The organism is Aurantimonas marianensis, assembly GCF_024195285.1.
In the GTDB taxonomy this organism is placed as follows: domain Bacteria; phylum Pseudomonadota; class Alphaproteobacteria; order Rhizobiales; family Rhizobiaceae; genus Aurantimonas; species Aurantimonas marianensis.
The window spans coordinates 15727-32037 of the sequence record NZ_JALHBS010000103.1 but is presented as its reverse complement, the minus strand read 5'-3'; the positions used below and the strand labels follow the sequence as shown (position 1 = coordinate 32037).

14 protein-coding genes and 2 pseudogenes are annotated in these 16311 nt (G+C 65.2%); 6 read left to right on the top strand and 10 right to left on the bottom strand.

What is annotated here, in order from left to right:
- The 5 genes and pseudogenes from MJ956_RS15965 to ccmA all read right to left on the bottom strand — a co-directional run.
- Positions 1-678 (bottom strand): DsbE family thiol:disulfide interchange protein, encoded by a 678-nt coding sequence (locus MJ956_RS15965; RefSeq protein ID WP_253965434.1) that lies wholly within the window; start codon positions 676-678, stop codon positions 1-3.
- A complete protein-coding gene (ccmD, locus tag MJ956_RS15960) occupies positions 675-863 on the bottom strand; it encodes a heme exporter protein CcmD (protein WP_253965433.1) in 189 nt (62 codons plus the stop codon). Before ccmD ends, MJ956_RS15965 begins: the two co-directional genes overlap by 4 nt.
- Positions 864-872: 9 nt before the next feature.
- Positions 873-1631 (bottom strand): heme ABC transporter permease, encoded by a 759-nt coding sequence (locus MJ956_RS15955; protein WP_253965432.1) that lies wholly within the window; start codon positions 1629-1631, stop codon positions 873-875.
- 84 nt (positions 1632-1715) lie between these two features.
- Positions 1716-2375 (bottom strand): heme exporter protein CcmB, encoded by a 660-nt coding sequence (gene ccmB / locus MJ956_RS15950; protein ID WP_253965431.1) that lies wholly within the window; start codon positions 2373-2375, stop codon positions 1716-1718.
- Positions 2372-3013, bottom strand: a pseudogene (ccmA, locus tag MJ956_RS15945) (heme ABC exporter ATP-binding protein CcmA); the annotation flags it as partial. The pseudogene ccmA and the gene ccmB, both read right to left, overlap by 4 nt.
- A gap of 433 nt (positions 3014-3446) precedes the next feature.
- Here ccmA and acnA point away from each other — a divergent pair.
- From acnA to MJ956_RS15925, 4 genes are all read left to right on the top strand, one after another.
- Entirely contained in the window at positions 3447-6221 is a 2775-nt protein-coding gene (gene acnA / locus MJ956_RS15940) for an aconitate hydratase AcnA (protein WP_253965429.1), read from the top strand.
- Positions 6222-6454: 233 nt separating this feature from the next.
- Positions 6455-7246 carry a DUF1223 domain-containing protein gene (locus tag MJ956_RS15935; protein WP_253965428.1) on the top strand — a complete coding sequence of 264 codons (792 nt, stop codon included), beginning with the start codon at positions 6455-6457 and terminating at the stop codon, positions 7244-7246.
- Between the two features lie 119 nt (positions 7247-7365).
- Entirely contained in the window at positions 7366-7788 is a 423-nt protein-coding gene (locus tag MJ956_RS15930; RefSeq protein WP_423724897.1) for a DUF2794 domain-containing protein, read from the top strand.
- Positions 7789-7942: 154 nt separating this feature from the next.
- Entirely contained in the window at positions 7943-9097 is a 1155-nt protein-coding gene (locus tag MJ956_RS15925; RefSeq protein WP_253965426.1) for a YihY/virulence factor BrkB family protein, read from the top strand.
- 7 nt (positions 9098-9104) lie between these two features.
- Here MJ956_RS15925 and MJ956_RS15920 read toward each other — a convergent pair whose 3' ends face one another.
- The 4 genes and pseudogenes from MJ956_RS15920 to MJ956_RS15905 all read right to left on the bottom strand — a co-directional run bounded on the left by MJ956_RS15920 (position 9105) and on the right by MJ956_RS15905 (position 14042).
- Positions 9105-9668 carry a GNAT family N-acetyltransferase gene (locus MJ956_RS15920; protein ID WP_253965425.1) on the bottom strand — a complete coding sequence of 188 codons (564 nt, stop codon included), beginning with the start codon at positions 9666-9668 and terminating at the stop codon, positions 9105-9107.
- A gap of 112 nt (positions 9669-9780) precedes the next feature.
- Positions 9781-10539 carry a Bax inhibitor-1/YccA family protein gene (locus MJ956_RS15915; RefSeq protein ID WP_253965424.1) on the bottom strand — a complete coding sequence of 253 codons (759 nt, stop codon included), beginning with the start codon at positions 10537-10539 and terminating at the stop codon, positions 9781-9783.
- Positions 10540-10769: 230 nt separating this feature from the next.
- Positions 10770-13203: pseudogene (locus tag MJ956_RS15910) on the bottom strand (ABC transporter permease).
- A gap of 101 nt (positions 13204-13304) precedes the next feature.
- Entirely contained in the window at positions 13305-14042 is a 738-nt protein-coding gene (locus MJ956_RS15905; RefSeq protein ID WP_253965423.1) for an ABC transporter ATP-binding protein, read from the bottom strand.
- 67 nt (positions 14043-14109) lie between these two features.
- Here MJ956_RS15905 and MJ956_RS15900 point away from each other — a divergent pair, with 67 nt between their 5' ends.
- Positions 14110-14823, top strand: a complete 714-nt coding sequence (locus MJ956_RS15900) for an arylesterase (protein WP_253965422.1) — start codon at positions 14110-14112, stop codon at positions 14821-14823.
- Here the strand turns inward: MJ956_RS15900 and MJ956_RS15895 are convergent.
- Positions 14765-15457, bottom strand: coding sequence for a GNAT family N-acetyltransferase (locus tag MJ956_RS15895; protein ID WP_253965421.1), 693 nt, complete (start codon positions 15455-15457; stop codon positions 14765-14767). The two genes, MJ956_RS15900 and MJ956_RS15895, sit on opposite strands and share 59 nt — an antisense overlap.
- Positions 15458-15630: 173 nt before the next feature.
- Here MJ956_RS15895 and thpR point away from each other — a divergent pair, with 173 nt between their 5' ends.
- Positions 15631-16275 carry an RNA 2',3'-cyclic phosphodiesterase gene (gene thpR / locus MJ956_RS15890; RefSeq protein WP_253965420.1) on the top strand — a complete coding sequence of 215 codons (645 nt, stop codon included), beginning with the start codon at positions 15631-15633 and terminating at the stop codon, positions 16273-16275.
- Positions 16276-16311: the final 36 nt, after the last annotated feature.

Here is a 16311-nt window from a genome sequence, read left to right as displayed (position 1 = left end):
TCAGCTCGTCGGCGCCTTCTCGGCCGGCTTTCGCGCCAATACCGCTTCGATCGCCGGCATCAGACCGGTCTCAATGCTCTCGGGCGAGAACGGTCCCGTCTGCTTGTAGACGATCTCGCCGTCCGCGGTGACGAGGAAGGTTTCCGGGATACCATAGACGCCCCAGTCGATCGTCGCCGTGCCCTTGGGATCGACGCCGACCGCGTCATAGGGATTGCCGAGCGATTTCAGGAATTCGAGCGCGTTTTCCGGCTTGTCCTTGTAGTTGATCCCGACCATCCGGAAGCGGTCGTCCTCGGCGAGGTCCATCAGCAACGGATGCTCGACGCGGCAGGGCGCGCACCAGGAGGCGAAGACGTTGATGATGACCGGCCGGCTATCGCCAAAGCCTGTCAGATCGATACCCGGCATCGGTTGCCCGTCTTCTCCCACCAGCCCTTCCAGCGGCGGCAGCGTGGTCTGCGGGGCGGTCTTGCCGATCAGCACCGACGGGATGATCTGGGCGTTCTTTCCCGAAAGCAGCTGATAGAGGAAGATGGAGGCAAGCCCGCCGAACAGCAGCAGCGGCAGGAGAACCAGCCAGTTGCGCCGCGGCTTGGCGGGCGGGGATGGCGGCGGTGTTTCTTGCGCCGCGGCCGGCGCGGTCGGGATCGTCGTCTCGGTCGGCTCCTCGGTCATTGTGCCGTCCCTGTCGTCTCCGGAGCCGCTCCGCGACCGGCGGACCGCCGGCGAACGCCCCTTGCCTCGAGCGCCTTCAGGGCGCGCCGCTGCGCCCTGGCATCAAGGAAAACCCACAATGCCAGCCCGACCAGAGCCAGCGCCGAGACCCCATAGGCCGATGCGATAAAGCCGAAATAATTCATGACGTGTCCTCAGGCCTCGGCGTTGCGGGCTGCAAGCCGCGACAGCGCCGCGACGCGGCGGCGCAGCACCTCGGTGCGCATCGCCGTCAGATGCAGGGCGAAGAACAGCAGCGTAAAGCCGATCGCCGAGATCAGCAGCGGCGTCAAAAACACCGCCGGCATCGCCGGGCCGTCGGGGCGCAGCACGCTCGCCGGCTGATGCAGCGTGTTCCACCAGTCGACCGAGAACTTGATGATGGGAATGTTGACGAAGCCGACCAGAACGAGAATCGCCGCTGCCTTGGCGCTCTTGCCCGGATCGTCCAGCGCCCGGGTCAGCGCGATCAGCCCCAGATACATCAGAAACAGGATAAAGACCGAGGTGAGCCGGGCATCCCAGACCCACCAGGTGCCCCACATCGGCCGGCCCCAGATCGAACCGGTAATCAGCGACAGCGCCGTGAACACGGCGCCGATCGGCGCGGCGGCCTTCACCGCCACGTCGGCCAGCGGATGGCGCCAGACCAGGGTGCCGAGGGCCGACACGCTCATCACCGTCCAGGCCATCATCGCGATCCAGGCGAAGGGCACATGGATGAACATGATCTGCACGGTCGCGCCCTGCTGGTAATCCGGCGGCGCGGTGAAGCCGAGGAACAATCCCACGGCGAGCGCCAGCAGGGCCAGCGCGTAGAGCCAAGGCTGGATCTTGCCCGACAGCGCCAGGAAGCGGGTCGGGTTGGCGAGAATGGTCAAGCGCGACGGCTTGGCGGCGGACAGGTCGGTCATAAGCCTACTCTAGAAGTTCCCAGGGCGAGCGGCAAATAGACAATCGCATGATTTGGCGTCCCGCCATGGCTTGCCCGCCCGCTGTCAATCCGCGCTGGTTTTCAGCGCGGCACCGGCCGCGATCGGGCCCAGCGCTCCGAAGAACAAGGTCAAGGCGACGAGAATGAGGAAGGGCGGCAGAAACGGATCGGGATCGTTGACCGCGCCGTAGGTCGCCGAGACGCCGAAGATCAGCACCGGGATCGCCAGCGGCAGGACGAGGACCGAGACCAGAAGCCCGCCGCGCGGCAGCGCGACGGCGACGGCGGCCCCGACGGCGCCGATGAAGGTGATCGCGGGCGTGCCGGCGAGAAGCGTCGCCATGACCGCCCCGATCGCCACCGGCTCGAGGGCCAGGAAGAGGCCGAGAACCGGCGCGGCGAGGACCAGTGGCAGGCTGGAGGCGACCCAGAGCGCCAGGCATTTGGCGAGGACGACCAGCGGCATCGGCGTCGGCCCGGCGATCAGAAGATCGAGCGTTCCGTCGTCGCGGTCGGCCTGGAACAGCCGGTCGAGGGTCAGCAGCGCCGACAGCAGCGCGCCGATCCAAAGGATCGCCGGCCCGATGCGCGACAGAAGGTTGAGGTCGGGACCAATGCCGAACGGGATCGTCGCGACCACGGCGAGAAAGAAGATCACGCCGGTCATCGCCCCGCCGCCGCCGGAAAAGGCGAGCGCCAAGTCGCGGCGGAACAGCGCGATCACAACCAGCCCTCCGCAGCCGCGATCGCCGCCTCGTCGACGCCGCCGGATCGCTCGTCAGCGGCCGGCAGGCGGCGCGGCTCCAGCCGCAATTCGCGTACCGCCGCCATCCCCAACGGCTGGTGGGTCGCGGCGATAACGATGCCGCCATCGGCCAGATGCGCTTCCATCAACGCTCCGAATCGCTGCTGCGACGCGGCGTCGAGCGCCGATGTCGGCTCGTCGAGAATCCACACCGGCCGCTCGACCACGAGAAGTCGGGCGAGACTTGCGCGCCGCTGCTGGCCGGCCGACAGATAGGAAAACGGCAGATGCGCCAGATCGGGAAGGCCGATCGCCGCAAGCGCCGCCTCGATCGAACGCCCGCCGCCGCCGAGATAATCCCGCCAGAAGCTGAGATTGTCGCCAACACTGACGCCCGGCTTCATGGCGTTGCGGTGGCCGACATAATGAGCGATCTCGGCGACGGTCTGGGCCGGTTCGCCGTCGGGCGCTGTAGCGCCGGCCACGGTGACGCGGCCCGACAGCGGCCGCAGCAGCCCGGCCAGCGTACGCAGGAGCGTCGACTTGCCGGCACCGTTCGGACCGGTCACGACCAGCGCCTCGCCCGCATGAACGGCGAAATCCAGCGGCCCCGCAACGGTTTCACGGCCGCGCCCGACCGCCAGCCCGGCGGCATCGATCGTCAGCATGGCAAGCCGGCGCGATTCGCCGTCGCACGGTGTCGACCGAAGCCGAATGGCGTTCCGCGATGCGTCGGGGCGCTACTACCCGGCGCTTCGCCCTGTCTGCCCATCCCCACCATGACCGCCTTTTTCTCGCCGCGCCGGAAATTCCGCCTTCGGACTTAGATGCCCTTTATAGGCGTTGCAAACTTCGATATGAGGACTGCAACCACACCAGCGACCGGCGTGGAAACTCTTCAGCGCCGATCTCATGGCCCCGCCGGTACCGGCGAGCGCCGGGGCGGACAAGCGGAAATGGTCGTACCCGCATCTTCGAGCGCTTTTCCGCGGCGCTCAAGGCCGTTCGCCCTTCGGACTTCCATCCTGGTTCGAGAAGGAACGAAGCCATATGTCTCATGCATCCGACAGTTTCAAATGCCGCAAGACGCTTTCCGTCGCCGGCAAGGACTACGTTTATTATGATCTGAAGGAGGCCGAGAAGAACGGCCTGACCGGCGCGTCGCGCCTGCCCTTCTCCATGAAGGTGCTGCTCGAAAACCTCCTGCGCAACGAGGACGGCCGCACCGTGACGGCGGACGACATCCGCGCCGTCGCCAACTGGACCGAGGACAAGGGCAAGGCCGGTCACGAAATCGCCTACCGTCCGGCGCGCGTTCTGATGCAGGACTTCACCGGCGTTCCCGCCGTGGTCGATCTCGCCGCCATGCGCGACGCCACCAGGAATCTCGGCGCCGACCCGAAAAAGGTGAACCCGATGGTTCCCGTCGACCTGGTCATCGATCACTCGGTGATGGTCGATTTCTTCGGACGGAAGGATTCCTTCGAAAAGAACGTCGACGCCGAATATGGCCGCAATGGCGAACGCTATACCTTCCTGCGCTGGGGCTCGGAAGCCTTCGAGAACTTCCGCGTCGTGCCACCAGGCACCGGCATCTGCCATCAGGTCAATCTCGAATACCTCTCCCAGACGGTCTGGACTAAACAGGAGAACGGCGAGACCATCGCCTATCCGGATACGCTGGTCGGGACCGATTCCCACACCACCATGGTCAACGGCCTGTCGGTGCTCGGCTGGGGCGTCGGCGGTATTGAGGCCGAGGCGGCAATGCTCGGCCAGCCGATCTCCATGCTGATTCCCGAGGTCATCGGCTTCCGCGTCGAGGGCAAGCTGCCGGAAGGCACCACCGCCACCGATCTCGTCCTGACGGTTACCCAGATGCTGCGCGCGCATGGTGTCGTCGGCAAATTCGTCGAGTTCTTCGGCCCCGGCCTTTCCAACCTGACCCTCGAGGATCAGGCGACGATCGGCAACATGGCGCCCGAATACGGCGCGACCTGCGGCTTCTTCCCGATCGACAAGGACACCATCGCCTATCTGGAGGCGACCGGCCGCGACAAGGACCGCATCGCCCTCGTCGAGGCCTACGCCAAGGCCCAAGGCATGTACCGCGAGGACGGCATCGCCGACCCGGTGTTCACAGACACGCTCGAACTCGATCTGTCGACGGTCGTTCCCTCGCTCGCCGGACCAAAGCGCCCGCAGGACCGGGTCGCCCTGACCGAGGCGGCCGCGAAGTTCCATGACGCGCTGGCCGAGATCAGTGGAGGACGCAAGAAAAACGACACACCGAGCTCCGAGGGCGATTCACGCTACATGGACGAAGGCGCGACCGGTGTGAACGACGTGCCGCAGGATACCCGTCACGGCCAGACTCTCCACGCCGTGGAAGGCGTCGAACACGGGCTGTCGCACGGCGACGTGGTGATCGCCGCGATCACCTCCTGCACCAACACGTCGAATCCCAATGTGCTGGTCGCGGCCGGGCTTCTCGCCCGCAAGGCCCACGCAAAGGGCCTGACGGTGAAGCCCTGGGTCAAGACGTCGCTGGCGCCGGGGTCGCAGGTCGTCACCGAATATCTGGAGAAGGCCGGCCTGCAGTCGGATCTCGATGCGATGGGCTTCAACCTCGTCGGCTATGGCTGCACGACCTGCATCGGCAATTCCGGGCCGCTGCCGGAGCCGATCTCCGAGGCGATCAACGAGAACGACCTCGTCGCCTGCTCGGTGCTGTCCGGCAACCGCAACTTCGAGGGCCGGGTCAATCCCGATGTCCGGGCGAACTATCTCGCCTCGCCGCCGCTGGTGGTCGCCTATGCCATCGCCGGCTCGATGTTCGTCGACATCACCAAGGACGCGCTCGGCCAGGACAAGGACGGCAACGACGTCTTCCTCAAGGATATCTGGCCAACCACCCAGGAGATCGCCGAGATCGTCCGCGAGACGGTGACGCGCGAGATGTTCGAAAACCGCTATGCGGACGTCTTCAAGGGCGATGAACACTGGCAGAAGATCGCCGTGTCCGGCGGCCTGACCTACGATTGGGACGACCGTTCCACCTATGTCCAGAACCCGCCTTATTTCGAGGGAATGACCCAGGAGCCGGAGGCGGTGGAAGACGTCAGGGGCGCCCGGATCCTCGGCCTGTTCAAGGATTCGATCACCACCGACCACATTTCCCCGGCCGGCTCGATCAAGAAGGACGGTCCCGCCGGCGACTATCTGGTCAGCCATCAGGTGCGCCCGGTCGACTTCAACTCCTATGGCGCACGGCGCGGCAACCACCAGGTGATGATGCGGGGCACATTCGCCAACATCCGTATCAAGAACCAGATGGTGCCGGGCGTCGAGGGCGGCGTGACCATCCATCACCCGTCGGGTGTCGAGATGCCGATCTACGACGCGGCGATGAAATACAAGGACGAGGGCGTGCCGCTCGTCGTCTTCGCCGGCAAGGAATACGGCACCGGTTCGTCCCGCGACTGGGCGGCCAAGGGAACCGTGCTTCTCGGCGTGAAGGCGGTGATCGCGGAAAGCTTCGAGCGCATCCACCGTTCCAACCTCGTCGGAATGGGCGTTGTTCCCTTCGTCTTCGCTGAGACAGGAACGTCCTGGGAATCGCTCGGCCTGAAGGGCGACGAGAAGGTCACCATCGAAGGGCTCGCCGACGTCAAGCCGCGTGAGATCATGGACGCGACGATCGAGGCGGCCGACGGTTCGACCCGGACGATCAAGCTGCAGGTTCGCATCGATACGCTCGATGAGCTGGAATACTACAAGAACGGCGGCATCCTGCAGTACGTTCTGCGCCGGCTGGCGGCCTGATCCCAGACACCAGCCCCGCCGGCTGATCACGATCACCGACGCCGCCGCGCATCCCGCCGGCGGCGTCGCGCATTTGGCCGACCGATCAATGACTTGTCATTCGCAATTGACTGGCAGACAACGCTTCCGCTCGCTAGGGTGCGATCGATGACGCAACCCCATGCAAAAGCGCTGCAGAGAGCGGGCGATCCGTGGCCGGCGGACGGGCCGACAGGCTTGTCCGGAGCGGTCTCGTGACCGTCCCTCGCCCTCTCGCGCGGCTTTTCGCGATCTTCGCCCTATTGGTGTCCTTTCTGCCTCTGAGCGGGGCCGGAGCCGAGGAGTCCAAAGCCGAGCCGATTACCCAGGTCCTTGAATTGTTCACCAGCCAGGGCTGTTCGTCCTGCCCACCGGCGGATCGCCTCCTGACCAAGCTGGCCAAGGAACCGGGTGTTCTCGCGCTGGGCTATCACGTCGACTATTGGGACTACATCGGCTGGCGCGATGTTTTCGGTTCTCCTGAAAACACCGAGCGGCAGCGAGCCTACGCGCAGGCCTTCGCTACCACCACGATCTACACCCCGCAAATGGTCGTGAACGGCCGTAAGGGTGTCGTCGGTTCGCACGAGGCCAAGATCCGCAAGCTGATGCGGACGACCGCGCTCCCGCAAGGGGGAAGCACGCCGAAGGTTGCGCTGAGTGTCGAGGGCGACCGGCTGCACATCACCGCCGACGCCGGCGAACTGGATCCGGACGCACCGGCGCCGGTACTCATGCTGGTCACCTTCGACGACGAAACCATCACGACGATCGAGCGCGGCGAAAACAGCGGCCGCACCATCGTCAATACCCGCCCGGTCCGCGACTGGCGCATTCTCGGCATGGCTTCGGGGGAACCGATGGATATCGACCTGCCCTTCGCGTCGCTGCTGAAGCGTGGCGAACCGAGCGGGGGGGGCTGCGCGGTGATCCTTCAAGCCGTGACGGCAGATGGAATACCGGGACCGATCCTCGCCGCGGCCCAGATGGAATTCGCCGATCCCTGACGCGGCCAGGTCGCGGCCGGTCAACCATCCGGCCTGCGTTTATCGTCAAATGGACATTGGGCGTTGTCAGCCTTTGAAACGATTTTGCCCGCGGCCCGTTTTCATGCCACCATGCCGACATGTTGCGGCTTTGTCCGCGGCGAAGCATCGGACGAGGGGCGGCCTTGACGGATTTTGGATCGAATGGAGACGCTGCGGGCAATCTCCTCGCCTTTCCCCGTCAAAATTCCAGTTGTTTTTCCATCGTCTCGTTCGACCGGCGCGAACTATCCGAAATTCTGAAGATCTATGGGCGCATGGTCGCCGCCGGCGAATGGCGGGACTACGCCATTGACACATTGAAGGACCGGGCGGTGTTCTCGGTCTTTCGCCGGGCGAGCGAAATGCCGCTCTATCGGGTGGAGAAGAATCCGAAGCTCGCGCGCAAGCAGGGGGCCTATCAGGTCGTGGCCGCCGGCGGTCTCGTGATGAAGCGAGGCCATGACCTGGGCGCCGTCCTGCGTGTCTTCGACAAGGGACTGAAGCTGGCGGAGAACGGTTGATGCCGCCGCCGCGGGCTGGACGCTATCCGCCGCTGGAAACGCGCGGGCGGTCGAGTCCATCGCCGGCTACACAGATTTGTCCCGCCCGCGGCTCCGGGAAGGGATCGCCGTATCGGCCTTCGCGTTGCTGCAGACCAGGGACGGGTGAGGGCGAATGACGAAAATCGAGACAGAGAGCGCCGAGCAGCAAGGCAAAGGTCAGGGACGACACGCCGAACGGCCCCGCGAGATTCCTGTCGCCGGCTGGAAGAGTATCCTGTGGCGGGTCTACGAGGAGATGAGCGACGACCGTGTGACCCTCGTCGCCGCCGGCGTGACCTACTATCTGCTGCTCGCCATGGTCCCGGGCCTTGCCGCCTTCGTTTCGCTCTACGGACTTTTTGCCGATCCCTCGACGGTGAGCGATCATCTTGCGCAGCTGCGCGCCTTCATCCCCGGCGGCGGAATGGATGTTCTGGAGTCGCAACTGAAACGACTTGCATCGAAGGGCGACACCACGCTCGGGCTGTCGCTGGTCATCTCCTTGGCGATCTCGCTGTGGAGCGCCAATGCCGGAGTCAAGTCGCTGTTCGAGGCAATGAACGTCGCCTATGACGAAAGGGAAAGCCGTTCCTTCATCAAGCTCAACATCGTCTCGCTCGGCTTTACCCTCTGCCTGATCGTCGCGGCGCTGCTGATGATCGGCCTCGCCGTCGTTCTGCCAATCCTGCTCGGCTATCTCGGCCTGGGCAAAGGGCTGGAATGGCTGATCTCCGGTCTCAGCCTCCTCCTGATGATCGTGGTGCTCTCGCTCGGTATCGCCGCCCTCTATCGCTGGGGCCCCGACCGGGCAAACGCGAAATGGCGGTGGATCACGCCAGGTGCCATCCTGACCCTCGTGGTCACCGCGATCGTGTCCTTGCTGTTTTCCTGGTACACCGCCAATTTCGGCTCGTACGACGCCACATACGGTTCACTCGGCGCGATGATCGGTTTCATGACCTGGATCTGGCTGACGATGATCATTCTCTTCGTCGGCGGCGAGGTGAATTCGGAGATGGAACACCAGACCGCCCGGGACACCACGACCGGGCAGCCGCAGCCCTTGGGCGAGCGCGGCGCCGCCATGGCCGACAGGGTGGCGGGAGGCCCATCCGGCGCCGACGCCGCCAGTCGTCGGCATGCGGCAGGGGCGCGAGGCGGGGAAAGCCCCGAGGCCCGAAGACGGCGCGAGGGATTGTCGGTCGGCAAGCTCGCTGTCGCGCTGCCGGCCGCGCTCTTACTGACCTTTCTCGAGCGCCGGTCGAAACGGGGCGGGTCGAAGCCCTGACGATGCGCTATCGATCGTATAGCGTACCGGGGTAGCGCGTTTCGTCGGGTGGCGTCGAACCGCCGGCGCCGAGGTGCATCTGCATGAATACGGTATCGATCCAGCGGCCGAATTTGAAGCCGGACTGTTCGAAGACGCCGATCATGCGAAAGCCGGCCCGCTCGTGCAGCCGAATGGACGGGGCGTGGTCAGACCCGCCGATGACGGCGATCATCTGCCGGAAACCACTCTCGGCCGACAGTTCCAGCAAGCGGGTCAGAAGTTCGGTGCCGGTACCGCTACCCTTGGCCTGTGGTGCGACATAGACCGAATCCTCCACCGACCACCGATAGGCGGGTCGGGCGCGGAAGGCGTTCGCATAGGCATATCCAAGGACGATACCGTGGGCGTCCTCGGCGATGATAAAGGGATAGCCCTGACCGGTTATCGCGGTGAAGCGCGCCGCCATTTCCGCTTCGTCCGGCGGTACGATTTCGAAGGTCGCGGTACCGTGCAACACCGCGTCCTCGTAGATCGATCTGATCGCGGGGACGTCTTCGATACGGGCGGGTCGGATCGTATGAGCGCTCATCGGCGGGCAGGCCCAAGGTTGATTGCGATCTGGATGTCGCAAAAGCGGGAACAAAAGAAAAGGGCGGCCCGCAAGCCGCCCCGCTCCATTCATTCGATCCTGCCTTCGACTACTATTCGCGGTTGCCGAACAGCTGCAACAGGAACAGGAACATGTTGAGGAAGTCGAGATAGAGGCGCAGCGCGCCCATGACCGCCTTGCGGCCCATCACCGCCGAGCCGTCGCCCTCATAGTACATTTCCTTGATCTGCTGCGTATCGTAGGCGGTCAGGCCAGCGAACACCAGAACGCCGATCACCGAAATGGCGAACTGCAGCGCTGGCGAGGCCAGGAAGATATTGACCACCATCGCGATGACGATGCCGATCACGCCCATGAACAGGAACGAGCCCCAGCCCGAAATGTCCCGCTTGGTGGTATAGCCCCACAACGACAGAGCACCGAAGGAGGCAGCGGTGATGAAGAACACCTGGGTGATCGACTCGCCTGTGTAGACGGCGAAGATCGAGGCCAGGGAGACACCGACCATCGCCGCGTAGCTCCAGAACGCCGCCTGGGCGGCTGCGACGCTCATTTTATGGACGCGAAACGACAGGAAGAAGACCATGCCGAGCGGGGCAAGCATCACAATCCACTTGAGCGGCGTGTTGAAGAGCGTGTTTCCGAGCTGCGTCAGCCCCACGACCTGACCGGCGTCGTTCGTCACGAAGGACAACATGTACAAGGCATAGGCCGCGACGCCGGTGATAGCCACACCCCCGGCCATCAGATTGTAGACCTTCAGCATATAGGAGCGGAGGCCCTGGTCGATATCCGCTCTGGTACCGGCTGCTGGCACGGTGCGAGCGCCGGCGTTCCGATATTCCGCCATGTAAGAATTCCTTTCTGCGTGTCCCGTCCGGTGTCCGCGCGCCGCGATTTCAGTCGGCACGAAGAGGCGCCGCTGGCGGGACGCCCAGCGATCCTGCGCATAATATGCGGATCGTCGCGTTCGCGCACAAGCCTCCGCTGGCCCGGAACGACAAAATGCCGCTCGATCAGGGTTAATTTTATGCAGAGATCGCCCCGCTTATCGGCGCGAGGCGCCTCAGGCCGCTCCCGTTACAGATTGCGGAGCACCGGCGCCGCCTTCTGCCCGAGGACGCGCCATGTGCCGGTGAGGCCGATACCGACGGTCAGCACCAGCGCGACGACCAGCGTCGTCAGCGCCACGGTCCAGTCGAAGACGTAGGGCAGCTGCATGATCCGCACGACGACGAACCAGGCGGCGAGAGCGCCCGCCCCGACCGCGAAGACACCCGTCGCAAGCCCCAGCAACACATACTCGGTGGTGAAGGCGCGAATCAGGGTCAGCCGCGTGGCGCCTAGCGTCTTCAGGACGACGGCATCGTGAACGCGGCTGCGGTTGCCGGCGGCCAACGCGCCGGACAGAACAAGCACGGAAGCGATCAGCGCAACCGCCGCGGCTACCCGGATGGCAAGCGCGAGTTGCGCGATCAACCCGTTGACCGCGTCGAGCGCTTCCTTCACCCGCACCGTCGTCACCGCCGGATAGGCATTGGTGACTCCGTTGATCAGCGCCTTTTCCGCCGCCTCGCCGTCCTGCGGCATCGACAGTGTCGCCAGCCAGGAATGCGGCGCGCCGGCAAAAGCGTTGGGCGAGAACACCATGACAAAGTTGATCGACAGGGACTCCCATTCCACGGCGCGGAAATTCGCGATCCGGGCGGTGATGTTGCGGCCAAGAACGTTGACGGTCAGCGTGTCGCCGAGCTTCAGGCCGAGTTCCCCGCCCTCCTCCGCCGAGAAGGAAATCAGCGGCTCGCCCGAATAGTCTTCCGGCCACCACTCGCCCTCGGTCAGGCTGGAATTCTCTGGAATTGTCGGCGAATAGGTCAAGCCCCGGTCGCCCCGCAGGACCCAGCCGCCCTCGGCGGGAATGTCCATCGTGGCGACATCCTGGCCGTTCAGCACCGTGATTCGCCCCCGCAGCATCGGCGCGGCATTAAGGGACGAACCCGGCGCCAGCGAATCGATGGTCTGGCGAAAGCCGTCGATCTGGTCGTTCTGAATGTCGACGAAAAAGAAGTCCGGCGCCCGCGAAGCCATTCCCGTGCCGATCTCCTGGCGCAGATCGTAGTCGATCGTCGCCAGCGTCACCAGTAGCGTCAGACCGAGGCCGAGCGACAGCACCACCGACGAGGTCAGTGCGCCCGGCCGGTGGATGTTACCGATCGCCAGGCGCAGCGGCGTCGAGCGGACACGCGGCGCCCGTGCCGCGAGCCACTGCACCGCGATCGCGACGCCGCGTAGAATCACGAAGGCCGCCGCCGTGCCCACGAGGAAGATCAGCGCCACTCGCCGGTCGCCGGCCATCACCAGCGCCAGCGCGGAAATGACGAGAGCAAGGCCGAGCGCCGTGCCGAGATAGGCCCAGCGCATCCGGTAGCCGCCCGTGGCGCCAGCTTCCCGGAACAGGGCCGTCGCGCCGACATCGCGGGTGCGCCCGAGCGGCAGCAGCGCGAAGGCCAGCGCCGTCAGCCCGCCGAAGACGGCCGCAATCGCCAGCGCCCCCGGATAGACGGACGCCTCGGCCGCGATCGGAACGACGCTTTCAAGGAAGCGAGCGGTCGCGAAGGGCGCGATCGCCCCGAGGACGAGGCCGAGGATTATGCCGACACCGGCCAGGAGCATGATCTGGATCAGATAGACCGTGACGACGAAGCCGCCGCCGGCACCCAGGCTCTTGAAGGTCGCGATCACCCCGCGCTTGGAATCGAGATAGGCGTTGACGGCGTTGGCCACGCCAACCCCCCCGACGATGAGAGCGGTCAGGCCGACCAACGTGAGGAACTGCGAGAAACGCTCGATATTGCGCTGGAGCGAGGGGGCGGCATCCGCCGAGGTGCGGATGTTGAAGCCGGATTCGGGAAAGCGCTCTTTTGCCCGCGCCGCGATCGCGGCAGCATCGCCGCCATTCGGCAGACGGATCTTGTAGTCGTATTCGACCAGGCTTCCCGGCTGGATCAGGCCGGTCGCCGCCAGCCCGTCGAGCGACAGCAGCAGCCGCGGCGCGAAGTTGAATCGGCCGGACAAGACATCGGGCTCGCGCTCGAGCACAGCGCGCAGTTCGATTTCCGCATCGCCGAGCTTGATGGTCTGGCCGGGCTCGATGCCCAATCGATCGTACAATTCCGACGCGGCGACCGCGCCGAACCGACCATTTCGTTCGCCCAGAAGATCGCTAAGGGGCAGATCGGGCCGGGTTTCGACAGCCCCGTAGAGCGGATAGGCACCGTCCACCGCCTTCACCTCGGCCAGCGACCGTCCCGAGGTCGGCTAGATACGCGGCTTCCTCCGCCGTCGCCTGGCGCTGGACAAGGGCGAAGCGGAGGTCGCCGCCGAGGATCGAGCGTCCCTGTTCGGCGATGCCGGTGGTCATCATCGTCGCGACGGAATTCACTGCCGCGATGGAGGCCACGCCGAGCGTGATGCAGGCGAGAAAAATGTAGAAGCCGGACAGGCCGCCGCGCATCTCGCGCAGCGCGAAACGCAAGGCCAGCTTGAGATTGCCACGCCCGTTCGTCGGCTTCGGCCGGGTGGCGGCGGCAATCCCGGCCGTGGTCTCGATCGCACTCATACTGCGGCACCGACGAGCGCGGGATCGGCGTTGGCGCCAGCGGTCTCGATCATCGCCATGCGGTCGTCATGAATGACGCCCGAACGCACGGCGACCTCGCGGCCGCAGCGATGCGCCAGCGCCGGATCGTGGGTGACCAGCACGAGCGTCATGGCCCGCCGCTCGCATTCGGCGAACAACAGATCGGCCACCTGCCGTCCGGTTTCCTGATCGAGATTGCCGGTGGGCTCGTCGGCGATCAAAATCGCCGGTTGCGGAGCCAGAGCCCTCGCCAGCGCGACGCGCTGCTGTTCGCCGCCCGACAATTCGCCCGGATAATGGGTGATGCGGTCGGCGAGGCCCACATTCGACAGTTCCCGCTCGGCGCGTTCGAAGGCATCGTCATGGCCCGCGAGTTCCAGCGGCACGGCGACGTTTTCCAGCGCCGTCATGTTGGGAATCAGGTGGAACGACTGGAAGACGATGCCGATATTGCGGCCGCGGAACGCGGCAAGCTCGTCCTCGCTGAGACCGCCGAGCGGCTGACCGGCGATTTCGACGAAGCCCTCGTCGGCCCGCTCCAGGCCGGCGACCACCATCAATAGCGTCGACTTGCCGGAACCGGACGGACCGACGATGCCGACGGATTCGCCGCGATCGACGGCAAGATCGACATCCTTCAGAACATGGACGGCGCTACGCCCACTTCCCAGCGTGAGATGAACGTTTCGTAACCGGATCGCTGGTTCCGCCAAGGTCGCCGGCTCCTATATTCAAAAACTCGGACGCCCTCCAACGGGGCCAGCGCTATATGGGTGTATGATGCAACGCTTCCAACCGATCCTCGTGGTGCTGACATTCTTGTCATGGCTGATGTTGCCGTCGGCTTCGAGCGCCCAGCAGGCCGCGCGGGGGGCGACCGATGGCAAGCCGCTTCACGTCGTCGCATTCGGCGACAGCCTCGTCGCCGGCTACGGCGTCGGCCCCGGCGAGGCGTTTCCCCAGCAGTTGCAGGCCGCCCTGCGGGATCGGGGATACCACGTCGAGGTGACCAACGCCGGCGCCTCAGGCGATACGTCGAGCGGCGGGCTTGCCCGGCTCGACTGGTCGGTGCCGGAAAACGCCGACCTCGTCATCGTCGAACTCGGCGCCAACGACGCGCTGCGCGGAATTTCTCCCGCGATCACGCAAAAGAACCTCGACCAGATCGTGCGAACGCTGACCGATCGCGGCCAGGCTGTCATCCTGGCGGGCATGGTCGCACCGCCCAATATGGGATCCGACTACGCATCGGCTTTCAATCCGATCTATTCCGGCCTCGCCGAAAAATACCCCGTCGCGTTCTATCCGTTCTTTCTCGACGGCGTGGCAGCCCAGCCCGAGCTCAATCAGGACGATGCCATGCACCCGAACAGGGACGGCGTCGCCACCATCGTGAACAGGATGCTGCCGCTGATCACCGAAACGATTGATTCGCTCAGTGAGCGGCGGACGTCGGCCCAAAACTCGCCGCCAGACGCCGCAGCGGCTCGGTGAAGTATCGCAGGCGCCGCCCGCGCTCCTCGATCATGGCGAACACATAGGCCTCGCTCTCATCCGCCCATTCCCGGGCTAGGCTCTTCGCGTCCGCGTAAGGCCGCACGATCTCCGCCGTCACATCGCCGGCGAGGAAACTGAGATCCGCGCCGTGTTTGGCGGCGATCGCCTGCATGCGGCGGTTCTCTCGCAGGCAGGTCAGGAAAATCCGGCGAACGCCGCGATTGCGGGCGGCGGCGACCAGGCGGCCGAAAAGGCGATCCCCGTGACCGCGTCCCTGGAATTCGGGCTCGATCGAAAACGCGCCTTCGGCTTCATCGCGCGACCCGGTCAAGAACCGCAATTCCGCGGCACCGCGCAACTCGCCGTTGACGAACAGGCCCTTCACCAGCGAGTCAGGGCCGAGGGCCAGCTCGGCATAGCGAGCCAGGAACGTGTCGTTGACGGAATTGCCGAAGCGCAGGCGCCGGGTTTCGCCGGGAAGCCGCTGGAGATGACGAAGGAACAGATCGGTTTCGTGGGCGTGGAGCCGGCGCACGTGAACGGGGGACAAAGGCCCCGCCGCCACGTCGGGGCGAGCATCCTTTCCTCTGTCGGCATTATCGGCGGAAACGAAATCCGTGACGATGGGCATGGGTCATTGCCTTTGTTCAGCCTCCCAGCGACGCCCTCCGTAAGGCCAACATAATTGTGTATTGCGTCGCAAACAACGGCGAAGGGCGGCATGCAAGGCTGCCCTGTCCTTGAAACATGGCTCGCGAGGTGAAAGTCTTTTCGCGACGGCAACGACGCACGGAAGGACATCCGATGCCCCGACTGTTCACCGCCCTCGAAATCCCCCAGGATATCGCCCTCTCGCTCTCCTTTCTCCGCGGGGGCCTGCCGTCGGCCCGCTGGATCGATCCGCAGAACTATCATCTGACCCTGCGGTTCATCGGCGACGTCGAATCACGGCTTGCGGACGAGATCGTTGCTTCGCTCGACCGGGTCGACCGGCCGGCCTTCTCTCTCGCGCTGAGCGGGGTGGCAGCCTTCGGAACACGCAAGCCGCACTCGATCTACGCCGGCGTCGAGGCATCGCCCGAGCTTTGCGAGCTGCAGGCTGAAATCGAGCGCATCTGCAGACGCCTCGGCCTTCCCGCCGACCAACGCAAATTTGTCCCGCATGTGACGCTGGCACGGTTGCGGCAGCCGAAATCGGCGGAAGTCGCGCATTTTCTCGCCACGCGCGGCGACTTCCGCACGCCGCCGTTCCCGGCCGAGCGATTCGGCCTCTATTCGGCGCGGGATTCGGTCGGCGGCGGCCCTTATGTGCTGGAGGAGGCGTTTTCGCTGCGCACGAGAACCCATTCGGCGAAACGGCTCGCCCGACCGGGTTCGGGAGATCACGCGCACCGGCTGACCAGGTCGGCGCGGCCTGCCGCCAGTATGGCCATGAACCGGACCTCTTGAGGCCGCGGCGGTCATGGACCATCTAACCTCCTGACA

Coding starts and splice junctions, on each gene's coding strand:
- MJ956_RS15965 (WP_253965434.1), bottom strand. CDS start 678: ATGACCGAGGAGCCGACCGAGACGACGATCCCGACCGCGCCGGCCGCG.
- ccmD (WP_253965433.1), bottom strand. CDS start 863: ATGAATTATTTCGGCTTTATCGCATCGGCCTATGGGGTCTCGGCGCTG.
- MJ956_RS15955 (WP_253965432.1), bottom strand. CDS start 1,631: ATGACCGACCTGTCCGCCGCCAAGCCGTCGCGCTTGACCATTCTCGCC.
- acnA (WP_253965429.1), top strand. CDS start 3,447: ATGTCTCATGCATCCGACAGTTTCAAATGCCGCAAGACGCTTTCCGTC.
- MJ956_RS15930 (WP_423724897.1), top strand. CDS start 7,366: ATGTTGCGGCTTTGTCCGCGGCGAAGCATCGGACGAGGGGCGGCCTTG.
- MJ956_RS15925 (WP_253965426.1), top strand. CDS start 7,943: ATGACGAAAATCGAGACAGAGAGCGCCGAGCAGCAAGGCAAAGGTCAG.
- MJ956_RS15920 (WP_253965425.1), bottom strand. CDS start 9,668: ATGAGCGCTCATACGATCCGACCCGCCCGTATCGAAGACGTCCCCGCG.
- MJ956_RS15915 (WP_253965424.1), bottom strand. CDS start 10,539: ATGGCGGAATATCGGAACGCCGGCGCTCGCACCGTGCCAGCAGCCGGT.
- MJ956_RS15900 (WP_253965422.1), top strand. CDS start 14,110: ATGCAACGCTTCCAACCGATCCTCGTGGTGCTGACATTCTTGTCATGG.
- MJ956_RS15895 (WP_253965421.1), bottom strand. CDS start 15,457: ATGCCCATCGTCACGGATTTCGTTTCCGCCGATAATGCCGACAGAGGA.
- thpR (WP_253965420.1), top strand. CDS start 15,631: ATGCCCCGACTGTTCACCGCCCTCGAAATCCCCCAGGATATCGCCCTC.